General features: G+C 59.3%; 11 protein-coding genes. 9 read left to right on the top strand and 2 right to left on the bottom strand.

Annotation, left to right across the window (positions count from 1 at the left end; all coding sequences use genetic code 11):
• Positions 1-108: 108 nt before the first annotated feature.
• Positions 109-2,385, bottom strand: coding sequence for a SulP family inorganic anion transporter (locus Enr13x_RS00865; protein ID WP_145384240.1), 2,277 nt, complete (start codon positions 2,383-2,385; stop codon positions 109-111).
• A gap of 737 nt (positions 2,386-3,122) precedes the next feature.
• Between Enr13x_RS00865 and Enr13x_RS00860 the strand changes: the two genes are divergently transcribed.
• The 8 genes from Enr13x_RS00860 (at position 3,123) to Enr13x_RS39520 (ending at position 16,122) form a co-directional block, all read left to right on the top strand.
• On the top strand, positions 3,123-4,661 hold the full coding sequence (locus tag Enr13x_RS00860; RefSeq protein WP_197455681.1) for an ATP-binding protein: 1,539 nt from the start codon (positions 3,123-3,125) through the stop codon (positions 4,659-4,661).
• 40 nt (positions 4,662-4,701) lie between these two features.
• Positions 4,702-6,150, top strand: a complete 1,449-nt coding sequence (locus tag Enr13x_RS00855) for a sigma-54-dependent transcriptional regulator (RefSeq protein WP_231744025.1) — start codon at positions 4,702-4,704, stop codon at positions 6,148-6,150.
• A gap of 267 nt (positions 6,151-6,417) precedes the next feature.
• Positions 6,418-7,947 (top strand): DUF3375 domain-containing protein, encoded by a 1,530-nt coding sequence (locus Enr13x_RS00850; RefSeq protein WP_145384233.1) that lies wholly within the window; start codon positions 6,418-6,420, stop codon positions 7,945-7,947.
• Positions 7,944-8,618: a DUF4194 domain-containing protein gene (locus Enr13x_RS00845; protein WP_145384231.1), complete on the top strand. Its 675-nt coding sequence runs from the start codon at positions 7,944-7,946 to the stop codon at positions 8,616-8,618. Before Enr13x_RS00850 ends, Enr13x_RS00845 begins: the two co-directional genes overlap by 4 nt.
• Complete coding sequence (locus Enr13x_RS00840; protein ID WP_145384229.1) at positions 8,611-12,018, top strand: ATP-binding protein; 3,408 nt, start codon at positions 8,611-8,613, stop codon at positions 12,016-12,018. The genes Enr13x_RS00845 and Enr13x_RS00840 overlap by 8 nt, the downstream gene beginning before the upstream one ends.
• Complete coding sequence (locus Enr13x_RS00835) at positions 12,015-13,169, top strand: Wadjet anti-phage system protein JetD domain-containing protein (RefSeq protein ID WP_145384227.1); 1,155 nt, start codon at positions 12,015-12,017, stop codon at positions 13,167-13,169. The genes Enr13x_RS00840 and Enr13x_RS00835 overlap by 4 nt, the downstream gene beginning before the upstream one ends.
• Before the next feature lie 274 nt (positions 13,170-13,443).
• Positions 13,444-14,697, top strand: coding sequence for a putative DNA modification/repair radical SAM protein (locus Enr13x_RS00830; protein WP_145384225.1), 1,254 nt, complete (start codon positions 13,444-13,446; stop codon positions 14,695-14,697).
• Positions 14,698-14,706: 9 nt separating this feature from the next.
• Positions 14,707-16,122, top strand: a complete 1,416-nt coding sequence (locus tag Enr13x_RS39520; RefSeq protein ID WP_145384223.1) for a UdgX family uracil-DNA binding protein — start codon at positions 14,707-14,709, stop codon at positions 16,120-16,122.
• A 588-nt stretch (positions 16,123-16,710) separates the two neighbouring features.
• Here Enr13x_RS39520 and Enr13x_RS00820 read toward each other — a convergent pair.
• Entirely contained in the window at positions 16,711-17,850 is a 1,140-nt protein-coding gene (locus Enr13x_RS00820) for a sialidase family protein (protein WP_145384221.1), read from the bottom strand.
• A 333-nt stretch (positions 17,851-18,183) separates the two neighbouring features.
• On the opposite strand from Enr13x_RS00820, the gene Enr13x_RS00815 reads away from it, so the two are divergent.
• Positions 18,184-19,287 (top strand): hypothetical protein, encoded by a 1,104-nt coding sequence (locus tag Enr13x_RS00815; RefSeq protein ID WP_145384219.1) that lies wholly within the window; start codon positions 18,184-18,186, stop codon positions 19,285-19,287.
• Positions 19,288-19,561 lie beyond the last annotated feature (274 nt).

The raw sequence follows: 19,561 nt of genomic DNA, 5'->3' as shown, positions 1-19,561 counted from the left end.
GCGGAAAAGGGGTCAGGTAACAAAAATGCGAAGCACCCTGCGAGCGATTTGGTTTTGGGTACCTGACCCCTTCTCCGCGGCACCCTCAGTTTAAAAGTTGACGAAGCGCTAGACGTTTGCTTGGCGCGATGCGTGCGAAGCGGCCGCGTGGTCCGTCATGAAATCAATTTCGCCGGTTTTGACATCATACAGCGCACCGACGACCATCGCTTCGCCGGTTTCGACCGCTTGGCGGATGGCCTGGCTGCGGTCCATGATCTCGCGGACCGTTCGTTGCACGTTTTTCCGCGCGACCGCGTCGATACAGGCGTCCTTGGCCTCCGGTGTCATGCTGCTGATGCCACGACACTCGTCGGGATCGATCACTTGCTGGATCTCCGTCACGATGGAGTGCAGGTGGCCGCAACCACTGGCCTGCTCGACATCCGCTCCATCTTCGAACAGCTCCACCGACGACGTGACCGCGCCGCAGCGGGTATGACCGAGCACCACGACCAGTTTCGCGCCGGCGACCGCGACGCCGTATTCCATGCTCCCCAACGACTTGGTGCCGATGATGTTGCCGGCAACCCGCACGCTGAAGATGTCGCCGATGCCGAGATCGAACACCAGTTCGGCGGGAACGCGCGAGTCGATGCAGCTGAGCACCACGGCCAACGGGCTTTGCCCCGTCGCCGTCGCGCCCACCTGACGACCGAAATCGCGCGTGATGCGGTGCCCACTGCGGAACCGCTCGTTGCCGTCCCGCAGAATCTTCAGCACCTGATCCGGCGTGATGCGACTTTGTAGCTCGCGTGTCGAATAGTCCGCGAACTGGATGTCATCGTGTAGTTCATACTTCTCTCGAAATCCGCGCAGGCTGACGCTGACACCCCGGGCGGGTCCGATGTTGTTCTTGAAGTCACGAATCAGGCTCAGGATGTCGGGGTCGATGTAATCCGAACCCGAAGCGTCGATCAACAGCTTGGTCCCCCGGGCCGAACTGGTAAACAATTTGTCCAACGCGGCACGATTTAAAAAGCTGACTTGATCGGCCAATTCGATGTGGACGATGTCGCCATCGAGGTGCGTCTCGACGACCCGGCGGATCGGGCGACGCAAGTTGCTGTTGAGGATGAACAACACACTGATCATCAATCCGATCAGAATGCCGATCAGCAAGTCCGTCAACACGATGGCCAAAACCGTCGAGATGAACGGGATGAATTGATAACGACCCTCCTTCCACATCTGCGCGAACAATTGCGGGCTGGCAAGTTTGAATCCCGTCACCAACAAAATCGCCGCCAACGAGCTCAGCGGAATCATGTTCAGATAGACCGGGAACAAACCGACACAGACCAGCAGCAAGACGCCGTGAAACACTGCCGATAACTTTGACTTGGCACCGGAGTTGACGTTCACGCTACTGCGGATAATCACCGACGTGACCGGAATACCACCGATCAAACCGGACGCGACGTTGCCGCACCCCTGCGCCAATAGCTCGCGACTGGGCGGAGAACTTCGGCGTTGAGTGTCGAGCTTGTCGGTTGCTTCCAAGTTCAGCAACGATTCCAGTGAGGCGACGATGGCGATCGTGATACCGCCGATGTAGACCGCGGGGTTGGCCCATTGGGAGAAATCAGGCGTCCGCAAAAAACTGCCGAACTCCGAGAAGCTTTCCGCCACCGGAATTTGGACCAAGTGCGTCACGCCGATCACCCAGCCGCCGCCGAACCCGGCAAACAGAGCTTGCAGTGCGACGCCCACCAACACCACCACCAACGGCCCCGGGACGATCGAGTTCTTCAGCGGTTTCGTCCGATCCCAAATCAAGAGCAGGACGAGCGAGAGCAGTCCCACCACGGCGGCACCAAAATGCAAATCACCGGCGATCAACGTGTAAAGTTCTGAGAACGTGTTTTGTTCATCCGGCTGCGAAAACGACATTTCGCCTTCCGGGTCGGTGTCGTGACCGAACAGGTGGGGGATCTGTTTCAAGATCAGGATCACCCCGATCGCAGCCAGCAGACCCTTGATCACGCTGGAGGGGAAAAACGCCGAAAGCGCCCCCGCCTTGGCGATGCCCAACCCGATTTGGATCAAACCGCCGACGACGACCGCCAGCAAGAACGCGTCGAACGTGCCCAAGTTCGCGATCTGGGCCGCAACCACCGCCGTCAATCCCGCCGCCGGGCCGCTGACGCTGGTATGCGATCCACTCAACGATCCGACAACGATCCCGCCGACGATCCCAGCGATCAGACCGGAAAACAACGGCGCACCGGACGCCAGCGCGATCCCCAGGCACAACGGAAGTGCCACCAAAAACACCACAATCGACGCCGTGAAGTCACGCAGAAGATTGGTCGGTGCGAGTATCGAGTTGGATGAGTCATCCATAATCCAGCTGTTCTCCATCAATGTTGAAACGAATCTTTCGCGTAATCGTGCGACACGCGCACGTCGAAGCGGGTTTTCGCTTAGCAAAGGTCGGGCCAACTCGCTCGGGCTGGTCCAACGGCACCCTGGAATACCTCTGCAATCCTACTGAAATTCCACCTGACGTGCAGACCGATCGCCGATTTAACGCTCGATCGCAACGCGGAACCGGTCTAATGTTTGTTTCAATTGTCGATTTTCAGTCGCGCTGACTGTTTTTCGCCCCTGGCTGGCGGTACTGGCTGGCTGAACTGCCTGCCGAACTGCCCGCCAGGCAAGACGAGCCAGGAAACACAATCGGGGTCGCGGTGGGTGATCGGAGACCAATGGATCGGAAACCCCAACCGCAACGCTGTGAGGCATTTTTTAGCGGTAGGGCGCGAGCCCTCCGGTGTTTGGGCAAAGTTGCGGAACCGGAGGGCTCGCGCCCTTCCGCTAACACCTTAAGAACCACAGGAAAAAATGCTTCACAGCGTTGCCCCAATCGGATCGGAACCAAAAAAGCGTCGCAAACCAATGATCCAACGCATCCTGGGCACGGCGTTTGCCAAAGGGCGATCGGACGTGTCGCGTGTCCAGCAGGAATCAACCCTGTCCGGGTTTGCTTCAGCCACTCCATCGACGTCACACCACCAACCGACCGCGCTCCAATTCCCGACGATCTGGCTGGATTTCATGCACATCACGAGACCGATTCCATGAAGCTGCGCGACAAGATTGGTTGCTTTCTGCCCGTCACCGGATGCATCCTGTTGTGTCTGGGCATTTCGGGCGCGTGGTACGTGATTGAAATTCAGAAACAGAATTCGCGTCTGCTGGACATCAACGTCGCAAGTATTCGATGCGCCGAAGAATTGGAATTGATCGCCCGTGAGATGCGACATGAACTGGACCGTTTTCTATTGACGATGGACCGCAACTACCTCGTCAGGGCGGCGGAAAAACAGGGCACGGCCAACGAGTGGCTGTCCAAGGCACGGCAACTTTCCGGATCCGACCAGGAACAAAGATTCGTCGCCGATCTTGCGCACCGACTGGAAAAGTATTTTGGCCAGCTGCATCAGTTGATCGATGACCCGGACACCGAAATCTCCTCCGAGGTGGTCGATCAGCTGGAAGAAAAAACGCTTTCCGAGCAAATCTTGGTCGCCGCCCACCACTACCTGAAGTTCAACGAGTCGGAACTGGAACAAAGCAATCAAGAAAACCAACGATTGGCCCAGAAGCTGGCCATGGTGATGGTTTTCTTGGGCATTTGCGGTGCCATCGCCGGTTTGGAAGCCGGCTACGGTGTCGCCCAAGCAATCAATCGAACCATGTTCATGCTGTCGGTCCCGATCCGTGATGTCGCGGGCAAGCTCGAAACCGTCGTCGGACCGGTCGAGGTCTCCGCAGACCCCAGCCTACGCGATCTTCAACGGGTGCTCGAAACCGTTTCGTCGCGTGTCGGTTCGGTCGTCGAACAGTTGCATCAACGGCATCAAGAGATCGTCCGGGCGGACCAGTTGGCGGCGGTCGGAAAACTGGCCGCCGGTCTGGCACACGAATTGCGCAACCCGCTGATGTGCATGAAGACGTTGGTGCAATCGGCCCGACGCAACCCCGATTCGGCCGGCTTGAACGCCACCGACATCGCCGTCCTGGATGAAGAGATCACGCGGGTCGATAGTCTGCTGCAAACGTTCCTCGATTTCGCCCGCCCCTCCGACCCCCAGTTCTGTCTGGTCGAGCTTTCACCGATCGTGCATCAAACCGTGGACTTGGTGACAGGCCGCGCCGAGACGCGAGACATTCGCATCGACTGTCAACTTCCCTGCGCATCCGCTCAGGTCCGCGGCGACGCCATGCAGTTGCGACAGGTGTTGCTCAATCTGCTGCTCAACGCCTTGGATGCGGTGCCCACCGAAGGCAGGATTACCGTTACGGTGGAACGGATCGGCCACGAAGATGTCCCGAGTGCAGCGCCGAATCGGCCGACCGAGTGGGTATGCTTGAGCGTCGCCGACAACGGTTGCGGGATGCCCGCCGACCAGCGTGACCGAGACCGCATGTTTGAGCCGTTTTTCAGCACCAAGGATCCAGGTCTGGGGCTCGGTTTGGCGATCTCCCAACGAATCATCGACGCACACGATGGCCAGCTGCTGGCCGAAGATCGTCCTCAAGGCGGTACGGTCGTCAAGGTGATCCTGCCGTTGCCACCGACCGGCTCGCAACCCCGCCTCAACGCGCATTGCTAACCCTTTCCCGCATTGGACCTTTCCCGCATTGGAATCGAATGTGCCGAAATTAATCATCATTGATGACGAACCCAACCTCCGCTACTCGCTCAAGAAAAGTCTCGAAACAGACAGCTTGGAAGTGGTGACCGCTGCGACCGCCGAAAGCGGCATCGCGGCCGTTCGCGAGCATCAGCCCGATGCCGTCATCTTGGACGTGCGGTTGCCCGACATGTCCGGGTTGGACGCCTTCAGCATCATCCACGACCTCGATGCCCGTGTCCCCGTGATCATCATCACGGCGTATTCGACGACTGAAACCGCGATCGATGCGATGAAGCGGGGCGCATTCGAATACCTGCTCAAACCCGTCGAATTCGAAAAGTTACTGACCACCGTCCAAAACGCCATCGACGTCAGTCTGATGAGTCGCACCCCGGCCCAGTTCGGGATCGATTCAGACGGCGACACCTCCGCGGACCAAATCGTCGGCCGGTCCCAGGCCATGCAAGAAGTCTACAAGTTGATCGGCCAGGTCGCCCCGCAAGACGTCAATGCGCTGATCTTGGGTGAAAGCGGAACCGGCAAAGAAATGGTCGCCCGCGCGATCTACCAACACAGCCGCCGCGCCGAACGACCGTTCCTGGCCATCAACTGCGCCGCCCTGCCGGAAAACTTACTCGAAAGCGAACTGTTCGGACACGAACGCGGTTCCTTCACCGGCGCCGACAAACGCCGCATCGGAAAGTTCGAACAGGTCAACGGCGGCACCATCTTTCTGGACGAAATCGGCGACATGACTCCGGCAACCCAAGCCAAGGTGCTGCGGCTGCTGCAAGACGGCAGTTTCGAACGCGTCGGCAACAACGAAACCATCCGCGTCGACGTCCGAATCATCGCGGCGACCAACCGCAACTTGCTGCAGATGGTCAAAGAAGGCACGTTTCGCGAAGACCTGTATTACCGCATGAGCGTCTTCATGATCCAGTTGCCGCCGCTGCGTGAACGGCCCGAGGACATCCCGGTGCTCGCCGAACACTTTATCCACCTGCTCAACCGAGACATGCAAAAACAGATTCGTTCCATCGCGCCCGACGCGATGCAGCGGCTGAAACACTACCGCTGGCCGGGCAACGTCCGTGAACTGCAAAGCGCGATGAAGCACGCGCTGGTGCGAAACGTCGGCGAAGTGCTGACGGTCTCCTCCTTGCCGGATACCTGCCGCGACCTTCAACCGGACGCTTCGGAACAACATCGGTCGGAGCTGGATGCCGAGAACATTCGCATCTTCATCCACGATCTGCTGTCCCAGGAACAACCGAACGTCTATCACGAATTGCACAGCGAAATCGACCGCATCCTGCTTCCCGAGGTGCTCAACCACGCCGAGGGGAATCAGGCCCACGCCAGCGAATTATTGGGCATCGCCCGGAGCACGCTGCGAACCAAGATCACCGATCTGGGACTGACCTTCGAAAAACGGCTCAAAGCGGATTCCGACAGCCGTTGAGGCAACGCCGTGAAGCATTGACTCCCCGCGTTTTGGGAGGTTTTAGCGGCAGGGCGCGAGCCCACTGCCACTTACTTTGACGCCAAACGGGGTGTTTTTGTTGGCGGTAGGGCGCGAGCCCTCCGGTCTTTCACGGTGTTTTTTGAAGCGCAACCGGACGGCTCGCGCCGTTCCGCTAACACCTTCACAGCGCAGCCGTTGAAGCGGCAAATCCGAACGTCGATCTCGGCTCTGACCCTGCGCTCCCGTTGTGATTAAAATCGGGCCATGAACCTCGACGCCGTCACAACCTTTTTGGAGTCTTCCCCCACCGCCCGATTGCTCAAGGCGGACCTCGGGGCGTTCGTCGTTTACTTTCTGCGGCAAGCGTTCAAATCGAACACGCAAGATTCCGCGATCTCGTTTTCCCACGACGAGCTGGTCAGCCGATTGCAGGTCTTTCAAGACGAACTCCGCGACGACGAACGCCCCGTCTTGCTCGGCGCGCCCGATCGGTACTTGCGCGAGTGGTCCGATGCCGGCTGGCTGCGACGCTTTTTGCCCGCCGACTCCACCGGCCCCCACTACCAACTCACCCGCTACAGCGAAGACGCCATCCGGTTTGTCGATTCCATGCTCCATCGTGACACCCGTCTGGTGGGCACCGAGAGCCGGCTGCGGTTGGTCATCGACACCTTGGTCGACCTCGTCCGCAACGCGTCGCCGGACCCCGATCGGCGATTGAAAGACCTGCTCGCCCAGAGGCAGCGGATCGACGACGAGATCGCTTCGATTCGTGGCGGCGGCGAAGTGGAAACCTACCACCCCGCACAGATCCGCGAGCGGTTCTACACCGCCGTCGATCTGCTCAAGACCCTGCAAAGTGATTTTCGCGCCGTCGAAGACCGATTCGAAGCGATCGGCCGCCAAGTGCAGCGCGAGGCGATGAAGGACGACCGTCGCCGCGGTGAGATCCTGGCCACCGCACTTGATGCCGAAGACCTGATCAAACAACAGGACGAAGGCGTCAGCTTCGACGCCTTCGTCGCCTTTCTGTTCGCCCCGCATGCCCAAGCCAAACTGCGTGAAACGATCGCCGAAGTCACTCACCTGGACGCCATCGCGGACCAGCGGGCGGCGCTCCGGCACGTTCGCGCCATGGTGCCGTCACTGTTGGCCGAAGCCGACAACGTGCTGCGGCAAACCGGACGCCTGTCGCAAACCCTGCGTCGATTGCTGGACGACCAATCCGCCGGACACCGCAAGCGGACCGCCGAAGTGCTACGCGACCTTCGCACGCTGGCGTCGCGATTGAAACACGACGTCGCCCAGTCCTGCCAGGAACCACCCGAAACCCTCGGCTTGAACGTCGAAACCTCGATCGGGTTGACGTCCCCGCTGACGCGCCCGTTTTGGACCCCGCCCCAAGTCTTTGACGTCGCCCCGGAAACACACGTCGTCGATTTCGAAACGGCCCGGCGCGAAGCCAAAAAACTGGCCCACCTGCAGCGACTCGAATGGGACCGCATGCGCGACGTGATCGCCCACGCCACCGGGAATTCGCCCTCGGTTGGACTGCCCGAACTTCTAAAGATCCGCCCTCTCCACGTCGGCATCATCGAACTGGTGGGATGGATCCAAATCGCGCACGAAGACGGGCACCGCATCGATCGCGACGCAACCGAAACCATTGCCGTGACCACAAAAGACCCCAGCACAGGAAAAGAACACCCGTTGTGCGTGGTCGTTCCGCGGGTCACCTTTCACCGCACACATGAAAAAGCCACGGTGCCGATTCGAACGAAACGACCACGATGATGAACGAATCCAAACACGAATCCTTGGACCCCGACTCGCTGCCGCCTCCGGTCCCCTGGGCACCCGCCGCCGTCCGATTGCTGCAAGGCATCGTCTATCACGATGACGCCGGCGACAACTGGGAACGAATCCTCGCCGGTGTGACGCCGCTGAGCGATTACTTTGCCCGGATCGGACTGATGTTGATCGTCAACGAAGAAGACGGCATGGCTTACTTGCGGCAGATCGAAGCCGAAGTCTTGCCGCCGGATTATCCGCCGATCCCAAAACTGTTTCGCAGCATCCGCCTGAGCTTTGAGGCCTCGCTGCTGTGCGTGCTGCTGCGCGACGAACTGCGCCGATTCGAAGAAGAAATCCATCGCGACGACCGCTGCGTCATCACCCAGGCTTCACTGTTGGATATCTGGCAATCCCTCGTCCCGGGCAACGACGACGCGGTTCGCGCGAATCGCAACCTGGGCGGCCAACTCCGCAAACTGGAGGAACTCAAGTACGTCAGGCGTTTCGAGAAACAACCGCCCAGTTGGGAGATCCGCCGCATCCTCAAAGCCAGGTTGCCGTTGGCGGAATTGGAACGATTGCGAACGGATCTGACCGCTGAATTGAAACGCCGCGAAGCACAGGCTGCGGACGCCGAACCCGAAGACGCCATGGAGACAACGGATGACTGAATCCACGTCGCGGCCACGCCCCCTGTCGCTGTTTGACACCGGCGCAGACGCCGCCGAATCGCCTCGACAAAGTGGTTTTCGCCTGTCCACCTTCGAAGTCTTCAACTGGGGAACGTTCGACGGGCAAGTCCACTCGTTCAAACCCCACGGTGCGACCTCGCTGCTGGTCGGTGAAAATGGCGCCGGAAAATCGACGCTCGTCGACGCCATGCTGACGCTGCTGGTCCGCCCCGGTGTTCGCAACTACAACGTCGCCGCGGGGGCCACCAAAAAAGAACGTGACGAACGGACCTACATCCGCGGCGCCTACGACCGCACCGCCGGACGCGACGAGAAACCTCAAATCCAATACCTGCGCGACGGCAGCGGGTTTTACACCGCGCTGCTGGCGACCTTTGCCAGCGGCACCTCGGACAAACAGTTCACACTCTGCCAGGTCATGTACTTGACCGCCTCGGGTGATCGCAAAATCTATTACGCCTTCGACACCCGAGCCCGCAGCATCGCCGGCGATCTGGGCGGATTGAAGTCCGGCAGCGAGATCAAATCCGCCCTGACCGATCGGGGATTCCAAGTCACCGAAAGCTACAAGCAATACCACGGCTGGTTCCAACGACAGGTCAAGTTTCGCCCCAAGGCGATGGACATCTTCAACCAAACCGTCGCGGTCAAAGATGTCCAGCGTCTCGATCAGTTCATCCGCGACCACATGCTGGAAAAGAAACCTTGGAATGACAAAGTTTCCAGCCTGTTGCAGCATTTCGCCGAACTCAGCGAAGCCCACCGAGCGCTCGTCCAAGTGCGCCAACAATCCGAGTTGTTAACACCGATCATCAAAACGGGCCGCCGCTATCGAACCGCCAACGATCGATTGCAACAGGCCCGCGACCAACACGAATCCGCACCGCTGTTCTTTGACACCGCGATCGCCGACTTGCTGCGTCCGCTGTGTGATCAATGGAAACTGCGAATCGAGCACCTGGACCAAGAGATCCAACTGCTGGACCAATCACTCAACGCTAGACGCAGTGATGCGGCGCGACTGGAACACGAGATCGCCCACAGCGGCGGAGCCAGATTGCAGCGGCTGCCGGACTTGATCGCCGCAGAGGAGCAGCAAGCGAGATCGAAACGTGAAAAGCGGCTTGTGCTCGAAGCGAAATTGAAACAAGCCGGCATTCAGATCGCCATCAACAGTGCCCAGCAGCTTGAAAAAGCGCACCAACTCGTTTCGCAAACCCGTCAGGCTCTGATCGAGCGTCGGCAGACCGCCACCGAACAATTAAGCCGCTGCGATTACGAACTAGGTGTCCTGCGGAATCAACTTGACGACGATGCATCGGAGCTGGAATCGCTGCGCCGCCGCAAGGGCAATTTGCCGGACGCCTTCATCGAAGTCCGCGCGGCGATTTGTTCTGCCTTTCAATTGTCTCCCTCGGATCTGCCCTTTGCGGCCGAGTTGGTCACCGTCAACCCCGATCACGCCCGCTGGGAAGCGTCGATCGAACAGGTGCTGCATTCGTTCGCGCGCACGCTGTTGGTGCCCGACGACCTGTACGCCAAAGTTTCCGGCTACGTCGACGCAAAACGCCTGGTCGATGGCCGCGGTCGGGGGCTGCGATTGACCTACGATCGGGTCGCACCGACGGCATCCCCCACCGATCCGGTTTCCGATGAACTGTCGTTGCCGGAAATGTTGCACTATCGCGACGACCATCCGTTGGCGTCTTACGTCCGCGGTGAAATCCTGCATCGCTTCGACCACCTCGCCTGTGAAACGATTGCCGAGTTTCAAATGGCCAACCGACGGGCGATGACCATCCATCGACACGTCAAACAAAACCATCGCCAACACGCCAAGGATGACCGCAGCCGCCAAGACGATCGCCGACATTTTGTCCTCGGCTGGGACAACCGCTCCAAGCGTGAAGCTCTGGAACAATCGATTCGAGATCAGCAGACACAGATCGCAACGCTTCAGTCGCAGATCGCGTCGCTCCGCCGAACCAGCGATCAAGCCACGTCGCTGTTGACGGTTCTGGACGAAGTTGCCGTGATGACGGATTTTGATGCCATCGACGATCACCGCCATGAGTTCGACGCCTCGCAGTTGCGTCTGGAAAAAGAAAAACTGGAAGCGTCCAACGACCGCGTCAAACAACTGAAAGCCAAGTTGGCCGATGTCAACGCCGAGCTCGAGGGGCTGGAGTCGGACCGCGATCGCAATTTCGACGAACGATCCAAAACGCAACATCAACTCGACAACGGCAACCGCACCCTGCAATCGGTCCAGGAGGGACTGGCCGCGGCCCGTGACGACGGCAGCCTAGACCGCGCCCAACAACACTTCGCCGGAATCGAAACGCAACTGGGCGACCGAAAACTGACCATCGAGAACATGGGGCGGTTGCCGACCGAAGTCACCCACCAGCTTTCCGCTCAGGTCAGCGATCGAGAAAAACGTGTCAGCCCCATTCGTGACGACCTGACCCGGGCGATGGGTCGATTGCTGACGAAGTTCCCGGTCTTTGAGTCCGAACTGAGCCCGACGCCGCAGTCGCTGCCCGACTTCGAGACGCTGCAACAACGAATCATCCAAGACGATTTGCCCAGGCACGAACGCCGCTTTCGACAACGTTTGAAAGAAAAGGTGCTGCAGGAAATCGGTTTGCTGCACGGTTCGCTCGAAGACGAACGCGAAGAGATCCGCAGCAAGATCGAAGTGCTCAATGAAGCCCTGCGACGACTCGATTGGCGACCGGGAACCTACATGCGGCTGGAACCGAGTGAGACCACCGACGCGGAAATCCGTGACTTCCGCCGCGATTTGGCCGGCTGTTTGGAAGGCACACTGGGTGGAACCGACGATGCCAACGAAGCCACGTTCGGCCGCATCGAAAAACTTGTCGGACGATTGCGCGACGATGCCAATTTGCGATGGCGTGAAAAAGTCATCGACGTGCGAAACTGGTTCAAGTTCGCCGCCCGCGAGTACGATGCCGCCACCGCAGAACCCGGCAGCTACTACGACGGCGGCACCGGGCAATCGGGTGGTGAAAAAGGCAAATTGGCATTCCTGGTGTTGGTCGCCGCGATCGCCTACCAATACGACTTGCGGCCCGATGAAACCGACAGCGATCGTTTTCATTTTGTCATGGTCGACGAAATGTTCTCCCGTAGCGACGACACGCGGGCCAAGTACGCGCTGAACTTGTTCGCCCGCTTCGGACTGCAATTGGCAATCGTCGCCCCCTTGGATGCCAAAGCGAAAATCACCGAAAGCTATGTCGGGATGTACGGACACATCATCAAAGACCCCGACACCAACCGCAGCGAACTGATCAGTTTGACGGCCGAACAATACCGCGCCGTCCAGGGCGAGGAAGACACAAACGGATGATCACGCCGGATGCGATTGCCGACAAAGCGAAACGGATTTACCCCAAGGCCGTCAAGGCCTGGCTGTCGGGCCAACTGGACGCGTTCTTTCCGCATCGTGTGCCGGCCAACCTTTCCCTTGCCAAGGACCACGCCGCCGCGATCGAGCAAGTCGACCGGCTTCGTCAAGCATCCAAAGACATCACCGGCACGGGTTACACCGTCCGGTACGAATCGCGTCGCAGCCGAACGCATGGATTGAATCAGTTCCCCACCGCCATCGTGATCGATTCGATGCAGGATCTGGTCCGTTTGGCGGGGTGTGCGGCCGAGTGGACAGCACTCCGTGGGGCGGCCGAAACACTTCGCCGCCGCAAACCGGAACTGGTGCCCTGGCTGATCCAACGCGGCAACTGGAAACAACTGTTGGACGTCGCCGACGTCCTGGACGGGTTGCTCGACATCGTGGACTATTTCCAATCGCATCCGCGCCCGGATTGTTTCGCCCGCGAATTGCCGCTGGCGGTTTCCACCAAGCTGCTGGAGACCCATCGACGCCGACTGGCAACCTGGCTGGACACCGTTCTGCCACCGCACACCATCGATCATCGCTACGGTTACGACGCGTTTGAGCCCCGCTACGGATTGCGTTACGCCCGCCCGCATTTCTTGCTGCGAATCCTGGACGACGCGTTACAGGCTGAACTCGGTCTACCGTTCGAGGAACTGTCGCTGCCCGCCGAGTCGCTTTCGCAATTGCCGGTGACCGAGGCGAGGATTCTGATCGTTGAAAACAAAATCAATCTGTTGTCATTGCCCGGCCTGGAACGCGGCGTGGCGTTGGGCGGACTGGGAAACGGCGTCACTCAATTGGCCGATGTCCGCTGGCTTCACGAGAATCCGGTGTTTTACTGGGGAGACATCGACGCCGATGGCTTTGTCATCTTGGACCGATTGCGGCAAGCCTTGCCCGGCGTGCAAAGCCTGCTGATGGACGAGAGCGTGTTGGATCAATTCCAAGACTTGGCGACAGCCGGAAATGGATCTCAACCAAAAGAGTTGTCGCACCTCAACGACGCCGAGCGAGTGTGCTACGAAACGGTTTGCCGTACCAACCGAAGGATCGAACAAGAACACCTGCCCATGGAACGGTTGGTCGAGCTGCTCGGATGATGCCGCAGCACGGCCGCCTGGGATCGCCAGCACATCACGCCACGTCCGCTCGCTCCCAGCGAGAGCAGGTCGTGTCTTTTCCTGCGTCACCCTCCCTGGCAGGGAGGATCGAGCGAAGCGAGGGGAGGGTCGGTTGGTTGACCCTCAGTGATCGCCGCCTCAGAGCCCCCTTTCCGGCAGCACACACCTCAACGTCCGGCCGGCTTGCCAAACGCCTACCATCCCAAGGTTTCCTGCCTTTACAACTCATCTCTCTGGTTCTGCCTCAGCGGAAATGGACGTTCGTGACAAACTTGCGATTCTCGCCGACGCGGCCAAATACGATGCCTCCTGCGCCAGCAGCGGCTCCAAGTCCACTCGGCCCGGCAGCAAGATCGGCAGCACCGAGGGAATGGGGATCTGCCACAGCTACACGCCGGACGGGCGATGCATCTCGTTGCTGAAAGTCCTGCTGACGAATTACTGCATCTACGATTGCCAATATTGCGTCAATCGGATCTCCAGCGACACGCCGCGGGCTCGATTCTCCGTCGACGAAGTGGTCTCGTTGACGATCGAGTTTTACAAACGCAACTACATCGAAGGACTGTTCCTCAGCTCAGGCATCATCCAGACTTCGGATTACACGATGGAGCAACTAATCTCGGTTGCGAAGAAATTGCGAACCGAACAACACTACGGCGGCTACATCCATCTGAAAACCATCCCCAACGCGTCACAGCCCCTGATCGAAGAGGCCGGCATGTGGGCCGATCGATTGAGCGTCAACATCGAACTGCCCACCGAAGGCGACCTTCACAAGCTTGCTCCAGAGAAGAAGAAACCTGAAATCGTCGACGCGATGCAGGGGATTCGGCAAAAGATCGACGAAACCCAAGACGATCAGAAAGCGGGGCTTCATCCGCCAAGCTTCGCACCGGCCGGGCAAAGCACACAGATGATCGTCGGGGCGACGGACACACCGGACGTCGAGATTTTGAAGACGGCTGCTCAGCTCTACGACGGCCAGAACCTCCGTCGCGTCTATTATTCGGCCTACAGCCCCATCCCGCACGCCGATGCCCGATTGCCCGGCCAATCACCCCCGCTGGTCCGCGAGCATCGACTTTATCAAGCCGATTGGTTGATGCGGTTTTATGGTTTCGATGCGAGTGAAATTGTTGCCGAGGCCGATCAGAACCTTTCGCTGGACATCGATCCGAAACTGGCCTGGGCTCTCGCCAATCGGCATTTCTTTCCGGTGGATGTCAACCGAGCGAGCCGAGAAGAGCTGTTGCGGATTCCCGGCATCGGAGCGCGAAGCGTCAAACGCATTTTGAGCATTCGCAGACACAAGACCGTGCGTCGCGAAGACCTCAAAAAGCTGCGAGTCGCTTGGAACCGAGCCAAGTACTTTGTCTCGACCGCGGACCACAATCCCGAACTCGCCAACCTGGACAAGTCCGATCTTCGCGGCCGCGCACAACCGAAACACAAACAGCTGATGTTGTTCGACACTCGTCAATCCGCCCTGACCGGAGAGGTCTAAGTTCGCGTCATGCGATTTGTGAAGGTTCAGACGTTCGACCAATGGCGAGTCACGGCGCGACGATTGCTTACCGCCGACGTGCCGCCGGAGCAGGTGGCCTGGATGGCTGACGACGAGCAACATTCCTTGTTCGATTCAAATGACGACACGGAGTTCCCTGCGACACCGACTGCCTTCACCGTCCCCAAAGCGTTTTTGGAACTGGCCAAGACCGTCGCCTGTCACCGCGCCGGGACGCGTTGGTCATTGCTCTACCGAACCTTGTGGCGTCTGGTGCGCGGGGAACGTCATCTGTTGCAGATCACGACCGACGATGATGTTCACGAGCTGACGACGATGCGGAAAGCGGTCACGCGAGACGTTCATAAAATGAAGGCGTTCGTGCGGTTTCGCAAAGTGATCGATTCAGGCGACGAAGAGGTCTACGTCGCATGGCACCGGCCGGATCATCGTATCGTCCGCTTGGCCGCTCCGTTTTTCAGCCGCCGATTCAGCGGCATGAAGTGGTCGATCCTCACGCCCGACGAGTCGGTGACCTGGGACCAATCGTCACTGCGGTACGGCCCCGGCGTGCCGGTCAGCGACGCCCCGGATGATGATGCGCTCGAGGAACTTTGGAAAACGTATTACGCATCGATCTTCAACCCGGCGCGGGTCAAAGTCGACACGATGAAACGGGAAATGCCGGTGCGTCATTGGCCGACGCTGCCGGAAACCTCGCTGATCGACGACCTGTTGCAAGCCGCTCCCGAGCGGGTGGCTGCGATGGTGGATCAGAACGAGGGCTTTGCCGAGACGGCGACGCACTACATGCCCGAGCGAATCGATTTGGAATCGTTGCGTACCGCGGTGGGCGGTTGCCGAGCGTGCGATCTACACCGCCACGCGACACAGCCCGTGTTCGGCGAAGGGAGTCGGGATGCAAGGATCGTGTTGGTGGGTGAACAACCGGGGGACCGCGAGGATCTGGAGGGGCGGCCCTTCGTCGGCTCGGCCGGCAAGCTGCTCGATGATGCCCTGAAACGGGCCGGGATCCGCCGCAATGACGTTTATCTGACCAACGTGGTCAAGCATTTCAAATTCACCGAAGCGACGACGTCCCGCGGCAAACGTCGATTGCACCAAAAACCGAACGCACGTGAAGTCTATGCCTGTCGGCCCTGGTTAGAAGCGGAACTGGCACTGGTCCAGCCCGTTGCGATTCTCTGTTTGGGAGCAACGTCATCGCAAGCACTCTTCGGACGTGACTTTCAAGTCTCCAAGCACCGCGGCGAAATCCGCGCAACCGATTGGTGCGAGCGCACGATGGCCACATGGCATCCCGCGGCGATCCTCCGCATGCCCGATGACGCGCGGAAAGCCCAAATGCACCAACAACTCATCGACGACCTGCGACGCATCAACCACCCACCCCCCCAAAACTAACCAACTCACCGGGGACAGACCCCAAACCACCGGGGACAGACCCCAACCACCGGGGACAGACCCCAACCACCGGGGACAGACCCCAACCACCGGGGACAGACCCCAAACCACCGGGGACAGACCCCAACCGCCGGGGACAGACCCCAACCGCCGGGGACAGACCCCAACCGCCGGGGACAGACCCCAACCGCCGGGGACAGACCCCAACCGCCGGGGACAGACCCCAACCGCCGGGGACAGACCCCAACCGCCGGGGACAGACCCCAACCGCCGGGGACAGACCCCAACCGCCGGGAACAGACCCCAACCGCCGGGGACAGACCCCAACCGCCGGGGACAGCCCCCAACCGCCGGGGACAGCCCCCAATGCCTAATGCGATGGCTTGGATGCAAGCAAAGGAATCACCACGGACAATATCAGGATTCCGTCGCGGCTCAGTTTTCGAGTGGTGGACCTAGTCAAAGATCCTTCTGCTTGGGATCTTTGACAAGATCCACTACGCCCTACCCGAAGAATGAGTTGCGGCAGACGACAAGGATAGCGGTCTGCCTAAGCCCAGCGGCCTGACCGAGTGATTGGCGGATCAGTCACGGGCGCACGTCCCCGAGATCGCTCCATCGCACGCGTGTGATCTGCGATTCGGCCAGGCCATTGTTTTTCGTGCGATCACCGCCGCAATGCCCGAGCAGGATCGCGTCCTCTGTGAACTCGATCGCAGTGTAGCAATACCAGCCATCGGGACTGTCAAACAGTGTGATTGAGGGTCGCCACGTCATCCCCTCGTCGTCACTGGTGGCCAGCGAGAGCGGAGTCCGTTTGCCGCGCAACTCGGGCGATATTTTTGCATGGTCGTTCCACACACAGACCAGCGTATCGCTCTGGGGAATGCGTTCGATGGTCGCCGGAGACGTCGGTGAGTGAAGCGTCGATGGCACCAGTGGCGTCCAGGTTGCTCCGCCGTCGCGCGAATGGCTCAGCAATTGGCTGCCCGCATTCGAGCGTACAAACATCATCACACGACCGTCGCGAAGCTCGACGACGCCTGGTTCTTGCGCGATCAGACGTTTGCCGCTGCGCTGGTCATGGGCCTGCAAGATACTCTTGCTCCGCCGCCACGACTTTCCCGCGTCATCGCTCAGACAACACAGCACCCTTCCGGTCCAATCGGGCTTCTTTTGATCCGGCGTGTGATGCAGCGCGAGCGGGACGACTAACCGTCCGTCACGCAATTGGATCACGCGATCGTTATTCAAGACGTAATATCCGATCTGGGAATCAGGGACGATTTCCCTCGGCTGACTCCATGTCGCCGCCTCGTCATCGCTGAACCGAACCACCGGCCGGCAATCCTGCAGCGAATCTTTTCTGAGATAAAACAGCGCAATCCGACCATCGGCCAAACGCAACAGTGACACCGACATGATGTTCAAATTTGCATCGCTTTCCAAAACCGGAGTGTCGATGTCGTCCCACGACTTGCCGCCGTCAAAGGAATAGCGTCCGGCAAGATGGGCGGACGAATGGTCGCCACCGCCACCGGTGAAATGCGTGTACACGAACAGGATGCGACCGTCATTGAGCCGAATAAAATCGCCTTCGCTGTTACGCGGGTTTGACGGCGTCGATGGAAGCCGAAGTGCGACAGCGTGCTGGGCGACTTCATCCCCCGCAATCGCAGCGGTGACGGTTGCCGTGACGACCACGGCAATAAAAACAAAATGCTTCATAAACAGCTCAGTGGATCTGCACCCGCTGCAACGCAAGGGCACGTTTTTGACAATCATGACGGATCAGGAGACTCGCCAACTGTAACAAAACCGACACTCACTCGGGGACAGACCCCACTCACTCGGGGACAGACCCCGCCTGGACGCTCACCCGGGGACAGACCCCGTCTTGGAAAAACGCCCACAAATCAACTTGACTTGACGCCTCCAGTCGGGTGGAATGACCGTAGTCAGGCAGAGTGAAAGATCACTCGTTTTTTCGCTGCGAATGGTCGAGAAAGATCCTCAGACCCGCAGCAGTTTCCAGAAACGAGTTGTGGTGGAGACTCTGCGATGGCAAGATCCATTCGTTCCGAAGTGGTGGACCCAAACGACGTTCAAATCTCTCACGTGATCAGCCGGACCACACGGGCGTGCTGGCTTTTCGGCGATGATCCGATCTCGGGAAAGAATTACGATTACCGCAAAGTTTGGATCGAAGAGTACCTGAAACGCTTTGCGGCAGGTTTCGGGATCGACTTGCTGTCCTACGTCATTCTCTCCAACCACTTCCACCTGATGCTGCGTTCTCGGCCCGATGTCGTGGCAACATGGGATGACACCGAAGTGGCCCGTCGCTGGCTGTTGATCTGCCCTGAACGAAAGGATGCCGAGGGCAACCCGATGACACCGTCACAGTCGGAACTGGATCGCATTCGCCAATCCCCCGAAAAACTCGCCGAGATCCGAGTGCGGCTGAGCAATATCTCCTGGTGGATGCGTCTGTTGAATCAGCAAATTGCTCAGCGTGCCAACAAGGAAGACGAGACAACGGGGCATTTCTTCGAACAACGCTTCAAAGCGATTCCGCTGGTCGACGAAGAGGCTGTTTTGGCCTGTTCTGTCTATGTCGATCTGAATCTGATCCGGGCGTGCATCGCGGAAACGGTGGAGTTGAGCGACCATTCATCGGGACAACTTCGCGTCGAAGTGGTCCAGGCAGCGCAACAAGCTCCACACGGCGATTCGAAAGCGTCGGCCGATGGCGCAACTCAAGCCGCCGATCCGCAAGCTCGCCGCGGGGACGCCTTTCTTTCGCCAGTGAATCTTCACGAGGGGACCGCCCCAGCTGGACCGCAGCCGAGCAAGACGAACGCCCGCTGTAGTGACAAAGGCTTCCTGGCAATGAGCGAGGAAGAGTACTTGGAGCTGTTGGACTGGAGCGCTCGCCACTTGGCTCCGGGCAAGCGAGGCAGCACGCCCGAAGGCCATCCGCCGATCTTGGAACGTCTTGGATTATCGCCGACGCTTTGGTTGTCGCTCGTCGCAGACTTCGGCAGCCTGTTTTCCACCATCGCGGGCCGTCCGGAGCGTCTCGATGCCCAGCGGACCAAGCAGACCGGGCGTCGTTTCTACGTTCCCAAGCAAGCCCGCGACCTATTCGGGCAAGCGGCTTAGCGATCCCCGCCTTCCAACGATCCCCCTCAAAGGAATCGAAGCCACGTTGCTGAGCGTCGCGCCTGGAAAGCACGATGTGACCGCTGGGAAGCAATGCAAGCGTCGTATCAGCTAGGTGCCCAAATTGACGGGCCACTGGTCATCGGCGAGAAAATTTCGGACTCGTCATCTTCAGTGACCCGGCGAACGATCCATTGACGCGGAACTCCCCAGTGGAAATGCGCCCGCGGCGCAGGTCGAGTGGTTCGACAGCCCTTTTCGTTGACTCCAAACC

Source organism: Stieleria neptunia (assembly GCF_007754155.1).
In the GTDB taxonomy this organism is placed as follows: Bacteria; Planctomycetota; Planctomycetia; order Pirellulales; family Pirellulaceae; genus Stieleria; species Stieleria neptunia.
Note: the sequence above shows the minus strand (reverse complement) of the source record. Positions and strands in the feature narration are given on the sequence as shown.